This is a genomic window from Halomonas urumqiensis, assembly GCF_003028575.1.
Lineage (GTDB): Bacteria > Pseudomonadota > Gammaproteobacteria > Pseudomonadales > Halomonadaceae > Halomonas > Halomonas urumqiensis.
This window is the reverse complement of sequence record NZ_PYUD01000003.1, coordinates 131,188-149,249: the sequence shown is the minus strand read 5'-3', so window position 1 is coordinate 149,249 and position 18,062 is coordinate 131,188. Positions and strand designations below refer to the sequence as shown.

Annotated in this window: 14 protein-coding genes; 7 read left to right on the top strand and 7 right to left on the bottom strand. The window is 64.1% G+C overall.

The features are described 5' to 3' along the window. The first annotated feature begins 147 nt into the window (after positions 1–147). The 3 genes from C6V82_RS10520 (at position 148) to C6V82_RS10510 (ending at position 3,825) form a co-directional block, all read left to right on the top strand. The gene (locus C6V82_RS10520) at positions 148–1,560 is read left to right on the top strand and encodes an aminotransferase (protein WP_102588246.1); all 1,413 of its coding nucleotides are present in this window, start codon (positions 148–150) and stop codon (positions 1,558–1,560) included. 162 nt (positions 1,561–1,722) lie between these two features. Continuing rightward, complete coding sequence (locus C6V82_RS10515) at positions 1,723–2,406, top strand: haloacid dehalogenase type II (protein ID WP_102588247.1); 684 nt, start codon at positions 1,723–1,725, stop codon at positions 2,404–2,406. A 9-nt stretch (positions 2,407–2,415) separates the two neighbouring features. Beyond that, positions 2,416–3,825, top strand: coding sequence for a diguanylate cyclase domain-containing protein (locus C6V82_RS10510; protein ID WP_180978281.1), 1,410 nt, complete (start codon positions 2,416–2,418; stop codon positions 3,823–3,825). Positions 3,826–3,853: 28 nt separating this feature from the next. Here the strand turns inward: C6V82_RS10510 and C6V82_RS10505 are convergent, their stop codons facing one another. Genes C6V82_RS10505 through C6V82_RS10495 form a run of 3 tightly spaced genes read right to left on the bottom strand, consistent with a single transcriptional unit; the run spans position 3,854 to position 7,398 of the window. After that, a complete protein-coding gene (locus C6V82_RS10505; RefSeq protein WP_102588249.1) occupies positions 3,854–4,489 on the bottom strand; it encodes an ATP-binding cassette domain-containing protein in 636 nt (211 codons plus the stop codon). Continuing rightward, a complete protein-coding gene (locus C6V82_RS10500) occupies positions 4,486–6,168 on the bottom strand; it encodes an ABC transporter permease (RefSeq protein ID WP_102588364.1) in 1,683 nt (560 codons plus the stop codon). Before C6V82_RS10500 ends, C6V82_RS10505 begins: the two co-directional genes overlap by 4 nt. Before the next feature lie 18 nt (positions 6,169–6,186). Next, a complete protein-coding gene (locus C6V82_RS10495) occupies positions 6,187–7,398 on the bottom strand; it encodes an ABC transporter substrate-binding protein (RefSeq protein WP_102588250.1) in 1,212 nt (403 codons plus the stop codon). A 228-nt stretch (positions 7,399–7,626) separates the two neighbouring features. Here C6V82_RS10495 and C6V82_RS10490 point away from each other — a divergent pair, with 228 nt between their 5' ends. The 4 genes from C6V82_RS10490 to C6V82_RS10475 all read left to right on the top strand — a co-directional run bounded on the left by C6V82_RS10490 (position 7,627) and on the right by C6V82_RS10475 (position 12,871). Next, complete coding sequence (locus tag C6V82_RS10490) at positions 7,627–9,087, top strand: NfeD family protein (protein ID WP_229843162.1); 1,461 nt, start codon at positions 7,627–7,629, stop codon at positions 9,085–9,087. 41 nt (positions 9,088–9,128) lie between these two features. Then, positions 9,129–9,947 (top strand): slipin family protein, encoded by an 819-nt coding sequence (locus C6V82_RS10485; protein WP_102588251.1) that lies wholly within the window; start codon positions 9,129–9,131, stop codon positions 9,945–9,947. A gap of 468 nt (positions 9,948–10,415) precedes the next feature. Next, positions 10,416–11,906 carry a SulP family inorganic anion transporter gene (locus C6V82_RS10480; protein WP_102588252.1) on the top strand — a complete coding sequence of 497 codons (1,491 nt, stop codon included), beginning with the start codon at positions 10,416–10,418 and terminating at the stop codon, positions 11,904–11,906. Positions 11,907–12,016: 110 nt separating this feature from the next. Then, positions 12,017–12,871, top strand: coding sequence for a universal stress protein (locus C6V82_RS10475; protein WP_102588253.1), 855 nt, complete (start codon positions 12,017–12,019; stop codon positions 12,869–12,871). Positions 12,872–13,047: 176 nt separating this feature from the next. On the opposite strand, the gene malG is transcribed toward C6V82_RS10475, so the two are convergent. The 4 genes from malG to C6V82_RS10455 all read right to left on the bottom strand — a co-directional run bounded on the left by malG (position 13,048) and on the right by C6V82_RS10455 (position 18,044). After that, a complete protein-coding gene (gene malG / locus C6V82_RS10470) occupies positions 13,048–13,938 on the bottom strand; it encodes a maltose ABC transporter permease MalG (RefSeq protein ID WP_102588254.1) in 891 nt (296 codons plus the stop codon). Positions 13,939–13,949: 11 nt separating this feature from the next. After that, complete coding sequence (malF, locus tag C6V82_RS10465) at positions 13,950–15,539, bottom strand: maltose ABC transporter permease MalF (RefSeq protein ID WP_102588255.1); 1,590 nt, start codon at positions 15,537–15,539, stop codon at positions 13,950–13,952. Positions 15,540–15,602: 63 nt separating this feature from the next. Further along, a complete protein-coding gene (gene malE / locus C6V82_RS10460) occupies positions 15,603–16,793 on the bottom strand; it encodes a maltose/maltodextrin ABC transporter substrate-binding protein MalE (protein ID WP_219724505.1) in 1,191 nt (396 codons plus the stop codon). 201 nt (positions 16,794–16,994) lie between these two features. Then, positions 16,995–18,044, bottom strand: a complete 1,050-nt coding sequence (locus C6V82_RS10455) for a LacI family DNA-binding transcriptional regulator (protein WP_102588256.1) — start codon at positions 18,042–18,044, stop codon at positions 16,995–16,997. Positions 18,045–18,062 lie beyond the last annotated feature (18 nt).

The following is an 18,062-nucleotide window of genomic DNA, read 5'->3' as shown; positions in this document are numbered from 1 at the left end:
GCGCCCCCTCGAAGGCCAATCGCCGGTACCGCCTCGAGCGAATTCAGCCGACTGCGATGGTCTTCCAAGAACGATGGTTTGCCAATTTGACTGAATCCTTCTCCCCGGCGGCACGCCGGGGAGCCTTGAGACAATAGAGAGAACGAGATGAGCCAGCAGCATCAGGACCTGATCAACCGCGACCGCAAGGTGACCTTTCACGCCTCCACCCACCTGCGTGACTTCGCCCATGGCGATGCGCCGGGCCGTGTGATCACCGGGGGCAAGGGAATCAATATCGTCGACAAGGACGGCCGCGAGTTCATCGACGGTTTCGCCGGCCTGTACTGCGTCAATATCGGCTATGGCCGCACCGAGGTCGCCGAGGCCATCTACAAGCAGGCGCTCGAGCTTTCCTATTATCACACCTATGTGGGCCACTCCAACGAGCCGCAGATCGAGCTTTCGGAGAAGATCCTGTCGCTCTACGGACCCGGCATGTCCAAGATCTATTACGGTCTGGGGGGCAGCGATGCCAACGAGACCCAGCTGAAGATCGTGCGTTACTACAACAACGTGCGTGGCCTGCCGCGCAAGAAGAAGGTCATCTCCCGTCAGCGTGGCTACCATGGTTCGGGCCTGGCCACCGGCTCATTGACCGGACTCAAGGCGTTTCACGATCAGTTCGACCTGCCGATGGCCGGTATCCTGCACACCGAGGCGCCGTACTACTACCATCGCGCCGCCGAGCAGCAGGGCATGACCGAGCGTGAGTTCTCCAAGCAGTGCGCCGGCAAGCTCGAGGAGATGATCCTTGCCGAAGGCCCGGATACCGTGGCCGCCTTCATTGGAGAACCGGTGCTCGGCACCGGCGGTATCGTGCCGCCGCCGGAAGGCTACTGGGAAGAGATCCAGGCGGTGCTGGCCAAGTACGACATCCTGCTGATCGCCGACGAAGTGGTGTGTGGCTTCGGCCGCATCGGTGCCGCCTTCGGTAGCCACTTCTACAACATCAAACCGGACTTGATCACGGTCGCCAAGGGCCTGACCAGTGCCTACCAGCCGCTCTCCGGGGTGATCGTCGGTGACCGCGTGTGGCAGGTACTCGAGCAGGGCACCGGCGAGTACGGCCCGATCGGCCACGGCTGGACCTACTCCGGCCATGCGCTGGGCTGTGCCGCGGCGCTGGCCAACCTCGAGATCATCGAAAAGGAGGGCCTGACCGAGAACGCCGCCGAGACTGGTGCCTATCTGCAACAGGCGATGGCCAAGGCCTTCGGCGATCATCCGATCGTCGGCCAGGCGCGTGGCGTCGGCATGCTGGCGGCGCTGGAGTTCTCCGCCAACCCGGCGCGTCGCGAGCACTTCGACCCGGCGCTCAAGGTGGGGCCGCGCATCGCCGCCGCAGCGCTCGATGAGAACCTGATCGCCCGTGCCATGCCGCAGGGTGACATCCTCGGTTTCGCGCCGCCGCTGATCACCACCCGTGACCAGGTCGACGAAATTGTCGCGCGTGCAAAGCGGGCGGTCGACAAGGTGGCCGACGAGTTGACGCGCGAGGGCGCCATCAAGGCTGCCTGAGCCACCGACTCAGGTGCCGCATACGCCGCCGCGGGGGGATCCTCGCGGCGGCGTCATGTCTACAGGCAGCACTAGGCCTTGCATGCAACATCGGGCTCGCCAACTTGTCTCATGCGAACGACTGACGCAGTCTATGGGGATACCTCGCGATGGAGCAGAGACATGGCAACGGTACTGGCCTTCGATGTCTATGGAACGCTGATCGATACCCACGGGGTGGTCGTCGAACTGGAAACCCTGCTGGCCGGGAAAGGCAGGGTCGAGCTTGCCGGTGAGTTCTCGCGGCGCTGGCGCGAAAAGCAGCTCGAGTACAGTTTCCGGCGTGGCCTGATGGGCGCCTATGCTCCTTTCTCGCAATGCACCCGAGAAGCGCTTGTCTATATCGACCATGCCTTGCAGACAGGTCTTTCCGAGATCGACCTCGACCACTTGATGTCGGTATATGCCAAGCTGCCGGCATTCCCCGAGGCCGCCCCTGCCTTGGCAAGCCTCACCGCCAATGGTGTGCGCTGCGTGGCCTTCTCCAACGGTACCGCCGAGGCCGTCAATGGCCTGCTCGACAAGGCTGGCCTGCGCGGTCACTTCGAGCAGGTGATCAGTGTCGATGAGGTCAAGCGCTTCAAGCCCGACCCGGTGGTCTACGCTCACCTGCGCCAGCGCCTGGACGTGGAGCCCGGCGACACCTGGCTGGTTTCCAGCAATGCCTTCGACGTGATCGGTGCGCGTCATGCGGGGCTCCATGCCGCCTGGGTGCGGCGCGCGCCCGAGGCGCCCTTCGACCCGTGGGGCATCGAACCGGACCTGACGGTGACGGAACTCACCGCGCTTGCCGAGCGCATTTCCTGAGCGATGGCCATGCAGATGCTCCCCTATCCGATACCCGCCAATGAACATGAACGCCTGGAGGTGCTGCATTCACTGAACCTGCAGGCGACCCGGGATGATCCGCTGTTCGAGCGCATCACACGCCTGGTGTCCCGGTGCCTGGATGTACCCATGGCGGCGGTGACGTTGATCGACGAGCACCATCAGTGGCTGAAGGCCAAGGTGGGCATCGAAGGCGATGTCACGCCTCGCTCGGAAGCCTTCTGCGCCCACACCATCGCCGGTGACGGTTCATTGGTGGTCGAGGATGCGAGACTCGACGAACGTTTCCGGGAGTATCCTGGCGTGTTGGCCGAGAATGGCATTCGCTTCTATGCTGGGGTGCCGCTGCGCTCCTTGGGTGGCCTGGCGCTGGGGGCGTTGTGCGTGGTGGATCATCGTCCCCGGCAGCTTTCCGAGCGGGAGCTTTTGATCCTGGGTGACCTGGCCGAGGTGCTCAACCACGAGATTCGCCAGCGCGAGCGCATCATCAAGGCGGACCAGCGGCGCGATCATGCCGAAGCCACCCTCGCGGCACTCAACCGCGACCTCGAGGCGGAGGTCGAAAGGCGCTCGCGCGAGGTCGAACTGATCATCGAAAGCGCCTATGACGCTTACATTTGTGTCGATCAGCACGACAGGATCGCCGACTGGAACCGGGCCGCCGAGCAGATGTTCGACTGGCCACGCAAGCTGGCGATTTCGCGCTCGCTCGTCGACACGCTGTTTCCCGATGGTGTGCCTGATTTTCCCCGTTCATTGATCGAGACCACCGCTCGACGTCGTGATGGCAGCGCGATGCCGGTGGAGATTCGTACCCATCGCCTGGAGATGGCCGATGGCCCGCGCCGTGTGTTGTTCGTGCATGACATCACCGAGCGCTTGCAGTTGCGACACAAGCGTGAGCTCGAGGCGCGTCAGGATCTGCTGACGGAGCTGCCCAATCGCCGCGCCCTGCAGGAGCGGGTACCCCAGGCCATGGCGAGAGCCCGCCGCAGCGGCCAGGGTATGGTGGTGATGTTCATCGACCTCGATGGCTTCAAGGCGGTCAACGACGACCTGGGCCACGATGCCGGCGACAGGTTGCTGTGCGAGTTGGCTTCGCGGCTGCGCGTTGCCGTGCGAGAAGTCGACTTCGTGGCGCGCCTGGGCGGCGATGAGTTCGTGGTGGTGCTGGAAGGGACCAGCGCCGCCATGGCCGAACGCAAGGCCATGGCGTTGATCGAGACCATCGAGCAGCCGGTGCATCTTGCCGCGGGGCAAGTGCGGGTCAGCGCCAGTATCGGCTTGTCGTATTTTTCGGCAGACGCGGTGGATGATATGGAGGGACTGATGCGTCGTGCCGACCTCGCCATGTATGCCGCCAAGCGGGCAGGCAAGGGATGTGTACGCATCGGTTGAGCATCGGGGATGGCATGTGCGTGGTTCCTCAGGCATCGAGTTCGAGCACCCGGCCACCGGCGTCCTCTGCGTCCTGGTGGTCATGGGTGACCAGCAGGGTGGGCAGCCCGGCATCACGAAGGTGGCCAAATACCAGCTGGCGCATCTCATGACGCAGGTGACTGTCGAGCTTCGAGAATGGCTCGTCGAGCAGTACCGCCTGGGGTTGCGAGAGCAGCAGGCGCATCAGTGCTACCCGGGACTGCTGCCCCCCCGACAGGGTGGCCGGGTCACGCGCGCCGAAGTCGGCCAGGCCGATACGCGCCAGGCCGTCCTGAGCAGCAGCCTGTTTGTCCGGCGTCGCGCGCGGCATACCGAAGCGCAGATTGCCGGACACCGAAAGATGCGGAAACAGCATCGGATCCTGGAACAGCAGGCCGATGCCGCGCCGTTCGGGCGGCAGCGCGGTGATGTCGCGTCCGTCGAGTCGCAGGCGGCCGCTGGCCTCGAAATCGCGTGACATGAAGCCTGCCATCCAGGCAAGCAGCGTCGATTTGCCGGATCCCGAGGGGCCCATCACGGTCAGTACCTCACCTGGGCCGATGCGGGTGTCGAGGCTCAGCAGTGGTTTACCGTGCAACCGAATCGATAGCTGCTCGATCTCGAGGTGATGAAAAGCGCTCATGGCGATCCTTGCATGCCGCGACGATGGGACCAGATGAGCCGTGGCAGGCCCACGGCCATCACGAAACCGGCCAGCGGCAGGCAGGCCTGCAGCATCGCCCAGACCCCGATGACCCGGCGATTACCTCCCGAGGCCAGGGCCACCGCCTCGGTCGTCACGGTAGATATACGACCGGCGCCCAGCAACTGGGTCGGTAGATATTGACCGATACTGACCGCCATGCCCACCGCCATGGCGGTGAGCAACGGGGCCAGCAGCATCGGCAGGCGGACTCGGCGGAAGGTGGAGCCGCGAGTGACACCAAGCGATAGTGCCACCTGTGACCAACGTGGATCGAGCCGACGATAGGCTTCCGAGAGCGACAGGAAGACATAGGGCAGCACGAACAGCAGGTGGCCGAAGATCACCAGCCCATGGGTGGGAGTCACGCCGAGGCTCTCGGTGACTACCGCCAGGCCGAACAGGAAGGCGACCTGGGGCACGATCAGCGGCAGGTAGAGCAGCCATAATGCCCGCGAGGCCGTTCGCCCGCGGCGTTGTTCCTTCTCCAGCGCGGCGACAGCCAGCAGCGTGGCGATCAGGGTAGCGACCACGGCGATGATCGTCGATGACAGCACCGGGCCACCGAGTGATGGCAGGGCGCGTTGCCAGTGCAGCCAGGTCAGCGAATCGGGCAGGGCGGAGGGGAAGCGCCAGAATCCGGCAACCGACGTGAGCGCCAGGCCGCCAAGCCCGACGAAAGCCGACAGCGTGGCCAGCAAAATCAGGCTTTTGCCCGCCAGGCGCAACGGCGCGTCACCGGCGCGCCGCCCGCCGCGCTCGATCCAGCGCCGACCGAGGCGGCGAACCAGGCACTCGAGTCCCCACCAGGCGAGCAGGGCGGCAAGTGTCACCCCGAGTTGCAGAATGGCGCCCGCCGAGGCCATGAAGCGACGGCTGAGGTCGGGGTCGCCGAACCAGGTCAGGATCGATACGGCAAGCGTCGGCGGAAGCGTGGGGCCGAGAATCATCGCCACGTCCACCACCGACGAGGCAAAGGCAATCACCGCAAGTACCGGCAGGCGAATCAGCGGATACAACGCAGGGACGACGACCTTCAACCAGGCAACCGTAGGGCGATAGCCCAGCGAGCGTGCCATGGCCACACGCCGTGCGGGCTCGATCTGGGGCAGCGCCGCCAGGCTCATCAACAACAGGAAGGGAATTTCCTTGATGATCAGCCCGGCCATCAATGAAAGCCCCCAGGGATCCTGCACGATCAACAGATCCGGCGGACGCTCCCAGCCGGTCAGCCCCGGTGAAGCCAGGCGAGCCAGCAGCCCCGATGGTGCGATCAGGAAGGCCAGCCCGAAGGCGGCGGCGGCATGGGGCAGCGCCAGCAGCGGTGACACCAGTCGTTGTATCAGCTTGTCGAGCCAGGTGCCGGACACCGAGGCCAGGAACAACAGCACGATGCCAAGCGACACGGCGGTGGTCACAAGGCCGCTCGCCAGGCTCAACATCGCCGAACGCCAGATGCCCGGCTGGTCGAACAACGCCCGCCATGGCGCCAGGCTGAACGACTCGCCGCCAAGCGCCGGCAGATACCCAAAGGCGGGAAGCAGGGCCATGATCAGCCCGGCAAGCAGCGGGCCGACCAGCAACAGCACGATCAGCGGTGGGACGAGTCCTAGTGGCATGCGCGGCATGGGGCAGCATCATTGCCCGACATAGCGTGTTTGCCAGGCATCCTGCAGGGCATTCATCCAGCTCGGGTGCGGCTCCTGCAGGGTCTGGCCCAGGGCGCCCGCTGGCAGCAGCGACGGGTTTTCCTCAGGGCTAGCGAAGTGCTCGCGGCTCGTCTCGTCAAGCCGCGTGAGGTCGAGCACGCTGCGATCCCCCCACACCTCGAGGGATTGCTTGTGGGCCTGGGCCTCGGGGGAGAGCAGGAAGTTGGCCACCGCCATGGCGCCGGCCATGTGTGGCGAATTGAAGGGAATGGCCACGAAATGCACGTTGCCAAGCGTGCCGCCCTCCAGGACAAAGCTGCGCGTGGAGGGGGGCAGCTCGAAGTCGGCCACGGCCGCGGCGGGCTCCGAGGGCGTGAAGGTGAACGCCAGGTCGAGCTCGCCATCGGCCATCAGCGAGCGCATTTCCGGGCCGCTTCCCGGAAACTGGCGGCCGCTGCGCCACAGGTGAGGGTGCAGGGCGTCCAGGTAGTCCCAGAGTGGTGCGGTCACGTCATCGAAATCACTCTCGGCGACAGGGGAGTAGAGCGCTTCGGGGTCGTCGCTCAGCGCGATCAGCACCTGCTTGAGAAAGGTGCTGCCGGTGAAATCGGGAATTCGTGGGTAGGTAAAGCGACCCGGGTTGGCCTCGGCCCATTCGAGCAGCGCGCGAATGTCGCGCGGCGGTTCGGGGACCTGGTCGCTGTCGTGGTAGAAGGTGATCTGCGCCTTGCCCCATGGGGATTCGTATCCCTGCGTGGGTAACGTGAAGTCGGTGACCACCTCGGGATTGTGCTCGGGATGGGTGAGCGCGAAGTTGGGCAGTTGCTCGTTGAAGGGCCCAAACAGCAGGTCGGCCTCGCGCATGGCGGCGAAATTCTCGCCATTGATCCAGATCAGGTCGACACTGCCATCGTCCAGATTGCCGGCACTCTTCTCGGCGAGCACCCGCGACACGGCGGCACTGGTGTCGTCGAGCTTGACCTGCGTCACCTCGACATCGAAACGCTCGCGCATCTGGCGGTCGACCCAGCCAATGTAGTCATTGACCCGGGAGTCGCCTCCCCAGGCATGCCAATAGACCGTCTGGCCCCGGGCCTCATCGAGTACGGCCTGCCAGTCGGAAGGAGAGGGGGCGGCGAGCGCAGAACTCGACAGCACCAGGGCGATGGGTGTCGCGGTGGCGATCAGGCGGGTCAGCATCGGGGTTTCCTTATCGGGGTGCATCGAAACAGGTGGAGCCATCGGTCGGTGATTGGTCGCCGCGCTGGCGTGTCAGCTTACGCAATTCATGGTGGATGCGTTCGCTGATGTCCAGGTCCAGGCGTTCCATTACCTCTTTCCTGCCGATCATCGCTTCCTTCTCTGCATGAACCAAGCCAATGGTCGATACTCACAAGAGTGAGCCAGCGTCATGGAGGGTCGATCATCATGATCGCACGTCGTGCCTTGGGCATGCGCCGCCTACTGTTGGTGGCGAGTCTCGCCTGTCTCGCGCTGGGAGCTGGTTTGGCCCTGCAGGCAACCGCCCAGCAGGAGGGGCGCAGTGCCCTGGTGATGACCATCGACGGTGCCATCGGGCCCGCTACCCACGATTACTTCTCACGGGGGCTCGAGGAGGCCGTCGAGCGCGACGCCGAGGTCGTGGTGGTGCAACTGGACACCCCGGGAGGCCTCGATGCCTCGATGCGCGCGATGATTCGCGAGATGCTCAACGCCGCCGTACCGGTGGCGTTCTACGTGTCGCCTAGTGGTGCCCGTGCCGCCAGTGCTGGCACCTACCTGCTGTATGGCAGCCATGTCGCCGCCATGGCGCCGTCTACGCACCTGGGTTCCGCCACTCCGGTACAGATGGGCGGTGGCTTTCCCGGTATTGGTGATGATCGGCCCGAGGACGATGACTCAGCAGGCGGTGATGGCGAGGCATCCAGCCCTGAACAGAGCAGCGAATCCGCCGGCGGGCAGGGCGAGGATGCCGAAGCCCAGTCAGCCGATGAACCCAGGCGCGGGGAGACGCCCATGGAGCGCAAGGTACTCGAGGATGCCGTCTCCACGATCAGAAGTCTTGCCGAACGCCATGGCCGCAATGCCGACTGGGCGGAGCAGGCGGTACGCGAGGCGGTCAACCTGACGGCGCGCGATGCGCTCGAGCAGAATGTCATCGACATCGTGGCGCGTGATCTCGACGACCTGCTGTCACAGATGGATGGTCGCACGGTGGTCATGGCGAGTGGCGAACATACCCTTGCCACCGCGGAGCTTGTCATCGAGCGCTTCGATCCGGACTGGCGCACCGAACTGCTGTCGGTGATCACCAACCCCAATGTCGCCTATTTTCTGATGATCATCGGCTTCTACGGCCTGATCTTCGAGTTGTCCAATCCCGGCAGCCTGGTGCCAGGTACCATTGGCGTGATCTCACTGTTGCTGGCGCTGTTCGCCTTCCAGGTACTGCCCATCAACTATGCTGGATTGGCGTTGATCCTGGCCGGCCTGGGGCTCATCGTGGGTGAAGCCCTGATGCCAAGCTTCGGCATCCTGGGTATCGGCGGTATCGTCGCCTTCGTGATCGGCTCGGTGATTCTGATGGATGCTGACAACCTGAGCATTTCGTTGCCGCTGATCGGCGGTATTGCGTTGCTGGCCGCCGGCTTCATGCTCTGGACCCTGACCCGTTTCATGGGCCTGCGCAGGCGCCCCGCCAAGACTGGGCAGGAGGAGCTGGTGGGCAGTGAAGCGCACGCCCTTGAGGATTTCACCGGGCGTGGCCATGTGCAGCTGATGGGCGAGCGCTGGAATGCGCGAAGTCAGGCGCCACTCGCGAAGGGCCAGCGGGTGCGGGTGGTGGCCATCGAGGGCCTGACGGTGGATGTCGAACCGCTGACCCAGTGAGTCCCGCGTTTCGAGCCATATCCTTGCCAAGGAGACAGACCATGATCCTTTCCTACCTGGTACCCGTCGTCCTGTTGTTGATGCTGATCGCCGCATCGATTCGTATCCTGCCCGAGTACAAGCGCGGTGTAGTGTTCTTCCTTGGCCGATTCCAGTCGGTGAAGGGCCCAGGGTTGATCATCATCATTCCCGGTATCCAGAAGATGGAAGTGGTCGATCTGCGCGTGATCACCATGGATGTGCCCGAGCAGGATGTGATCTCCCGCGACAACGTCACCGTGAAGGTCAACGCGGTGCTCTATTTCCGGGTGGTCGACCCGGAGAAAGCGATCATCCAGGTGGAGAACTTCACCAGCGCCACCAGCCAGCTGGCCCAGACCACGTTGCGTTCGGTGCTCGGCAAGCACGACCTCGACGAAATGCTCTCCGAGCGCGACAAGCTCAACGACGATATCCAGGAGATCATCGACACCTCGGCGGAAGGCTGGGGCATCAAGGTGGCCAACGTCGAGATCAAGCATGTCGACCTCGACGAGAGCATGATACGCGCGATTGCCCGCCAGGCTGAAGCCGAGCGCGAGCGACGCGCCAAGGTGATCCATGCCGAGGGCGAACTGCAGGCATCGCGCAAGCTGGTCGAAGCCGCCAACGTGATGGCCGAGAATTCAGCGGCCCTGCAACTGCGCTACCTGCAGACGATGAGCGACATGAGCAACAAGAACGCCTCGACCATCGTCTTCCCGCTGCCCATGGATATCATGGAAGCCTTCAAGCACATGAAGGCCTCGCCCGCCGCCCAGCCGCGCACCGCGGGCGCTGACCCGGCGAGCGGCGTCGGCGATGACGGTGGGCAGGCCTGAGCCCTCGTGCCGCCAGGCGCGCGGGTGCAGCACGGCGTGAACTCTGCTAGACTTCGCCGCTGTACGCTGGCGGCTATTCAACGAAAGTCGAATTCGCGAGCGCATGAACGACAAGAGCAAGGGACAGAATTTCGTGATGACTCTCCCGGCAGGGCAGGTTACGCCGCCCTAGCGCACCCCTCTTCATGATGCAGCGGCGCCTCGTGCATCGCTGCGTCATTCCCAAGCGACGCCAACGCGGTGGTCACCACCCTTGACGTCCACGGCGCCCCTGCGCGCCTGTGTCAAACCCCTGACACGCCCCATGTCCAACATGTTGGCCAACCCCCAAGCCCAGGCTTTCGCCATACCCCGGACGTGGATGCCACGCCGAGGCTTGATGGAATCGATGCATCAAGCGCCGCGGCGAGACAGGGTCGATACCCCTGGCGCTTGGTGGCCGACTCTCACTCCTGACTGGATCGCAGCATGTACGAAAAAATGAAACTGAGCTGGTTCTCGAACCTCAAGGGCGACACCCTGGCGGGCATCGTCGTGGCGCTGGCGCTGATTCCCGAAGCCATCGCCTTCTCGATCATCGCCGGGGTCGACCCCAAGGTTGGCCTCTACGCGTCCTTCGCCATCTGTGTGATCATCGCCTTCACCGGCGGGCGGTCGGGCATGATCTCGGCGGCGACCGGCGCCATGGCGCTGCTGATGATCACACTGGTCAAGGAGCACGGACTCGAGTACCTGCTCGCCGCGACCCTGCTCACCGGCGTGCTGCAGATCATCGCCGGCTACCTCAGACTCGCCGAGCTGATGCGCTTCGTGTCGCGCTCGGTGGTGACAGGCTTTGTCAATGCCCTGGCGATCCTGATCTTCATGGCTCAACTCCCTGAATTAACGGGAGTTACATGGCATGTGTATGCAATGACGGCGGCCGGCCTTGCCATCATCTACGGCTTTCCGCTGGTGCCGGTGATCGGCAAGTCGATTCCCTCGCCGCTGGTGTGCATCGTGGTACTCACTTCTGTTTACCTGATCACCGGCATGGAGATCAGAAGCGTCGGTGACATGGGTGAGCTGCCGGACAGCCTGCCGGTGTTCCTGTGGCCGGAAGTGCCGCTCAACCTCGAGACGCTGATGATCATCCTGCCTTACTCGTTGATGCTCACCGTGGTCGGCCTGCTGGAGTCGATGATGACCGCCACCATCATCGATGACCTGACCGATACCAAGAGCGACAAGAACCGCGAGTGCAAGGGCCAGGGGATTGCCAACATCGGTGCCGGTCTGATCGGTGGCATGGCGGGCTGCGCGATGATTGGCCAGTCGGTCATCAACATCAAGTCCGGTGGCCGGCGCCGCCTGTCGACGCTGATCGCCGGCGTCGCACTGCTGCTGATGGTGGTGTTTCTCGCCGACTGGGTCTCGCAGATTCCCATGGCCGCGTTGGTCGCGGTAATGATCATGGTCTCCATCGGCACCTTCAGTTGGTCGTCAATCCGCGATCTCAAGAAGCATCCGATGAGCACCAACATCGTCATGGTGGCTACCGTTGCGGTCACCGTGGGCACGCACAATCTGGCCATCGGCGTATTCGTCGGCGTGCTGATCGCCGCCATGAACTTCGCCAACAAGGTCGGCAACATCATCTACATCGGCAGCGAAGAGACCGATGAGGGGAGGGGGCGACTCTACAAGGTGGTGGGCCAGGTGTTCTTCGCCTCTTCCGAGCGCTTCGGCGACGCCTTCGATTTCAAGGAAACCGTCGAGAGGGTCACCATCGACCTGTCCCGCGCCCACTTCTGGGACATCACCGCCGTGCAGACCCTGGACCGCGTGGTGATCAAGTTCCGCCGCGAAGGCACGGAGGTGGAACTGATCGGCCTGAACGAGGCCAGTGCCACCATCGTCGACCGCTATGCGGTCCATGACGACCCGGCCGCGGTGGAAAAGTTGATGGGCGGCCATTGACGCCGCGGACGGGCCGGTGATTTTCTGTTCTATCGCCGACCCGGTCACAAGCCTCCGGGAGGCGGCCGCCCAGGTGGCCGCCCTGAAACGCCAGCTTCAGGACTTTAATGATGACAGATCAAGTGATGGCCGCCATCGACGGCTCGCAGTTCTCCGCAAGCGTGTGCGACTGCGCCGCCTGGGCAAGCTTGGCGCTGGCCGCGCCGCTGACCTTCCTGCACGTGGTGGACAACCACCCGCAGACCGCCGAGGCGGACCTTTCCGGCAATATCGGCCTGGGTTCTCGGGAGCACCTGCTCGAGGAGCTCTCCCACCTCGATGAGCAGCGCGCCAAGGTGGCACAGGAGCAGGGGAGGCTGATGCTCAAGGCGGCCAAGGAGCGCGCCATCGAGGCTGGCATTGCCGAGCCTGCCACCCGACAGCGCAATGGCACCCTGCTGGAGACCCTCGAGGAGTTGCAGGATGACATCCGCCTGCTGGTCCTTGGCAAGCGTGGCGAGACGGCCCATCAGTCGGCGGATCACCTGGGCTCGAATCTCGAACGGGTGGTGCGCACCCTGCATCGGCCGATTCTGATGGTGCCCGATGCCTTCAAGACCCCCGAGCGGGTGATGATCGCCTTCGATGGCAGCAAGACAACCCGCAAGGGCGTGGAAATGGTCGCCAAGAGCCCGATGTTCAATGGCATTCCCTGCCATGTGGTGATCGTCGGCGCCGAGACCGGCGACAACCGCTCGCAGCTCGAATGGGCGCTCAAGACCCTGCGTGATGCCGGGCATGAGGCCGAAGGGGCGATCCGTGCCGGTGAGGTCGAGGAGACCTTGCGCACCTACCAGGGTGATCATGCCATCGATCTTCTGATCATGGGCGCCTACGGCCATTCGCGGATTCGCCACCTGCTGGTCGGCAGCACCACTACGTCGATGCTGCGGCGCGCCAGCGTGCCGGTACTGCTGCTGCGTTGATCGCCATTCCCGGGCTTGATACCCCGTGAACCCGATACGACGCCTCGGCCCTGACATGGCCGAGGCGTCGTTTTTTGTCTACGTCAAACAACGAGAAAATCCCCGGCCCGTGGCCGGGGGCGGGCAGCGTCTTGCCCAATACGAGGAAACACGATGATGATTCTAGGCGGGAGGCGTTAGCCCTTGACGCCGCCGGCGGTCAGGCCACCGACGATCCAGCGCTGGCAGAGCAGGAAGGCCAGGGTGATCGGCAGGCCCGAGAGCACGGCGGCGGCGGCGAAGTCGCCCCAGCGCTGATTGTGCTCGGCCAGGTACTGTTGCGCGCCGACCGCCAGCGTCAGCTTGTCCTGGTCGAGCAGCAGCACCGAGGCCATGGGGTACTCCATGATCGACATGATGAAGGCGAGGATGAACACCACCATCAGGATGGGTACCGACAGTGGCAGCAGAATATGCCGGAAGGCCTGCCAGGTGCTGGCACCATCGACCATGGCGGCTTCCTCCAGCGAACCGTCGATGGATTCGAAGTAGCCCTTGATGGTCCAGATGTGCAGCGCCACCGCACCAAGCGAGGCCACGATCAACGCGCCATGGGTGTTGATGCCAAGCCAGGGCACCAGTTGCCCCAGGCGGTCGAACAGCGCATAGAGCGCCACCAGCGAGAGCACCGCGGGGAACATCTGGAAGATCAGCATACCCTTGAGGATCGGCGCCTTGCCCTTGAAGCGCATGCGCGCGAAGGCGTAGGCGCTGGTGGTGGAGAGCGCCAGGATCATCACCGACGACACCACCGCCACCTTGATCGAGTTCCACAGCCAGAGCATGACCGGGAAGGGCGGCTGGATCACGCTGCCGTCCGGGCGTTCCCAGGGAATACCGAAGGCCAGCGCCCAGTGCTCGAGCGAGAAACGCTCGGGGATCAGGCTGCCGCTGGCGAAGTTGCCCTCGCGAAACGAGATCGAGATCACCAGCAGCAGCGGGAAGACCACCAGTGACACGAAGCCAAGCAGGGCAACATGTGCGCCCAGCTTGCGCGCGCGAATCGAACGGGGTTGAACCATGGCCATGGGGAGTCCTCCTAGACCTGAACCTTGGAAAGCCGCAGGTTGAGCCACGACAGGCCGACCACCAGCAGGAAGATCAACGTGGCGATGGCCGCCGCCAGGCCAAACTGCTGGCCGGCATCCTGGAAGGCGATGCGGTAGGTGTAGCTGACCAGCAAGTCGGTGGTACCCGCCGGCGTGCTGGCGCCGAGAATGTCGGGGCTACCGCCAGTGAGCAGAGCGATCAGCACGAAGTTGTTGAAGTTGAAGGCAAAGGCCGCAATCAGCAGCGGGGTCAATGGCTTGAGGATCAATGGCAGGGTGATGGTGAACAGGTTGGTGACGGGGCCGCCGCCGTCCACTGCCGAAGCCTCATAGAGATCGCGGGGAATCGACTGGATCAGACCCATGCACAGCAACAGCATGTAGGGGTAACCGAGCCAGGTATTGACCATCAGCAGCATGCTGCGCGCCAGGGTCGGGTCGGTGAACCAGTCGGGACTGATGCCGAACAAGCCCTCGAGGATCAGGTTTATCTCGCCATTGTTCTGATTGAACATGCCCTTGAAGATCAGGATCGAGATGAAGGCCGGCACCGCATAGGGCAGGATCAGCAGCGTACGGTAGATCGCCTTGCCACGCAGTTGGTCCCACTGCAGCAGCGAGGCCAGCACGAAGCCCACCGCCAGTGTGAAGGCCACGGTCAGGCCGGCGAACACGAAGGTCCAGACAAATATCTGCAGGAAGGGCCCGCGGATGTCGGGGTCGGTAAATATCCGCGTGTAGTTGTCCAGCCCCACCGCGACGGGCCAGCCCGGGGTGAGGCGCTCGCCTTCCTCGGTGACGAAAAAGCCGGTCTGGTGATCCGGCGTGAGGGTGCCCCCGTTGCGCAGGTCGGTGAGGCTGCCATCGGCATTCTCTACAAAGCGCGGCAGCATCGGCGCAAAGCTGCGCAGCCCCGCCATGCTCAGCTCAGTCCCATCGGGAGTCTCCAGGGTCAGTGCCTGCATGAGCGCACGATTGGCGATCACCTCGCGCATCGCCAAGGGCTCCCCCGAGGGTGGCGACGCCACCGGCTCGACGGTCAATCGGCGCGCCGGCTCATCGGCTGTCAACGAGAGGGGAGCGGACAGCAATTGATGTTGCCCCTCGAGTTCCGCATCCAGCTCACCGCGCTCTGCCTCGAGATAGAGCCTGACTCGCTCGCCGTCGCGATAGAGCGTGAAGTCGAACGCCTGGCCCTCGGCCTGATAGGTCTGGTTCAGGAACTGGGCGCGTACACGCTCCTCGCTGAGCAGGTTCTCGGAGCTGTAGTTGCTGAAGCTGATGCCGATGGTATATAGCAGCGGAAAGATCACGAAGACCCCGAGCCCCGCCACTGCCGGGAAAATATAGCGGTGGCTCATCAGTGAGCGGCGGGTGAAGACCACGGCAAGTGCGCTGCCAAGCACCAGGAACAGCAGCGAGAACATCCACTGGCCATTGAGGTGGAAGGCGATGACCAACCACATCAAGGCCAGCACCAGGGCGGCGACCAGGGCGCGTGCGGCCCAGCGCGTATAGCGTTCCCTGAGATGACGTGAGCGATGACGCGGCAGGCCTCGGGAGGCGTTGGTGGTGTACATGTGAGGTGTCCTGCGAAGGTGGCCGACGACTCAGTGCCGTCGGCCGGGTGCATTCGAGGGCGCTTATTGGCCCATGCGACGAGCCGCGGCGTCGAGTGCGTCCTGTGGGGACTGGCGGCCACTGGCGATATTCTGCAACGCCGGTTCCATGGCGGCCCAGAAGGCCCCCATCTCGGGAATGTTGGGCATCGGCATGCCGACCTCGGCGTTGGCGAGGGTGGCGGCGATATTGGGGTCGCTTTCCAGGTCTGCCTGGTAGGCCTGGTGGGCCACGGCGCCCAGCGAGCCGTCGCTGTTGAAGGTGCGCAGCCCCGCTTCGCTGACCAGGTAATTCTCGATGAACTCGGTGGCCAGGAAGCCATTGGGAGTGGCCGAATTGATCATCGCCGTCATCACGCCGAACATCGGCCTGGCGCGCTTCTCGCCCACCTTGGGCAGCAGGGCGACGCCATAGTCGATGCCACTCTGCTCCAGGTTGTTCCACGCCCAGGGGCCGCTGATCATGGTGGCCACTTCACCGCGGTTGAAACGGGTATCCGAGATGCTGTAATCGGTGCCGGGCGGGATGACCTCGCTTTCGATCAACTCGGCAAGCAACTCGGCTCCCTGCAGCGCGCCGGCGTTGTTGACGCCGATATCCTCCACGTCGAACCCGTTGGCGGTCTGCTTGAACGGGTAGCCGCCGTTGGCCGCCAGCAGCGGCCAGCCGTAGTAGGGTTCGCTGTAGTCGAACAGGATCGCCTTCTTGCCCTCCTTCACAAGCTCGGCATCCAGCGCGATCAACTCGGCAAAGCTCTCCGGCGCCTCCTCGACGATGGCCTTGTTGTAGATCAGGCCCAGCGACTCCACCGAGATCGGATAGCCGTAGGTCTCGCCGTTCCACAGGGTGGCTTCCCAGGTGAAGTCGAAGTAGCGGGCACGGAAATCGTCGGCGGGCGAGACTGATTCGAGCAACCCGCTCTGGGCCCATTCACCCATGCGGTCGTGGGCCCAGATCACGATGTCGGGGCCCTGGCCGCTGCCGGCGGCCTGCTGGAAACGGTCAGTGAGATTGTCGGGCGTGATGATCTCGATCTCGATGCCGGTGTCGGCGGTGAACTGCTCGGCGACCTCGCGGATGCCCTCGGGCCCCTTGTTGTCGCCCATCCAGATGGTCAGCGTGTCATCGTCGAAGGCCATGGCGGGCAGGGCCAGGCCGCTGGCCAGCATGGCGCCGAGCAAGGGGGAAAGCATGCGTTGGCGTGTCGGGGTCATGGGTCTCACCTCCGGTTGTTGTTGTACCGCCCCGGACAGCGGTTGCCGGGTCCGGGAAGTCGACCTCCAGACTCGCCAATCCAGCAGTGGGTGACCTCATCCCTGGGGGGCGTAGGGGTGGCGTATCGCCGGGGCGTAGGGGGTGTTCTCGGAGGGCGGAGGAGGGATGGTGAGCGAGTCGTGAATGGCGAGTGGTGCGGCTCAGGGACAGCTGTCGGCGATCAGCAGCTCGGTGGCCAGCAGGCTCGGTTCGGCTGGAGCGAGGCCGAGAATGATGCGGGCGGCGATGCGGCCCTTCTCGACACTATTCTGGCGCACGGTGGTCAGGCGTGGGGCGCGGTACTGCCCTTCGGCGATGCCGTCGAAACCGGTAATGCGCAGATCCTCCGGAATACGCAGGCCGCGCTGTTCGGCCATGGTCACCACGGTCAGGGCGATACGGTCGGACATGCACAGCAGCAGGTCGGGCCGCTCGGACGCGGGCAGATCGAGGATCTCGCTGATCACCGGCGCGCAAACCTCGAAGGTATTCTCTTCGATGTTCCACATCGGCACCTGTTCGGTGTCTACGCCGGCCTCACCCAACGCACGATGAAACCCGCTGAGTCGCGAGCGGGTGATGGTTCGCTCGGGCGGCAACAGGCGATGGTCACTTGAGATGCGACCATTGAGAGGCGTGGCGGTCAGGCGCAGGTTGATGATCCCAGGACGCTTGGCCGGGGTGCGCAGCGCATGAGCGGCGATGGCGTGGCAGGCCGCCTCGTTGTCGACGTGGACGGTGGGGCGCCCGGCGATGTCGAAGTCCACCGACACCAGCGGCGATTGCGATGGCAGGCTCTCGAGCAGCGCCAGCGAAGGAATCAGGCCATAGACGATGAAGCCATCGGCCATGCTGGCGGAGCCGGGAATCTGTGCCTGGGTCTGTCGCGACGAGAGCAGCAGCAGGGTGTGCCCGCGGTTGTCCAGCACTTCGGCGACGCCCGACAGGAACTCGCTGGCCACGGCATCGTTCAGGCTGTAGGTCAGGCTTTCGGCAAGTATCACCGCGATGATTCGTGAGCGCCCGGTACGCAGGCTGCGCGCCTTGGCATCGGGTCCGCCATAGCCGAGTCGCTTGGCAGTGCCGAGAATGCGTTCACGCAATGCAGGCGACAATTGGTCGGGCCGGTTGAAGGCATTGGAGATTGTCGCGGTGGAGACCCCGAGTTCGCGTGCCAGGTCCTTCAATGTGGTACGTCGGTTGGCTGGCACGGGAGCCTCGGCTGCGAG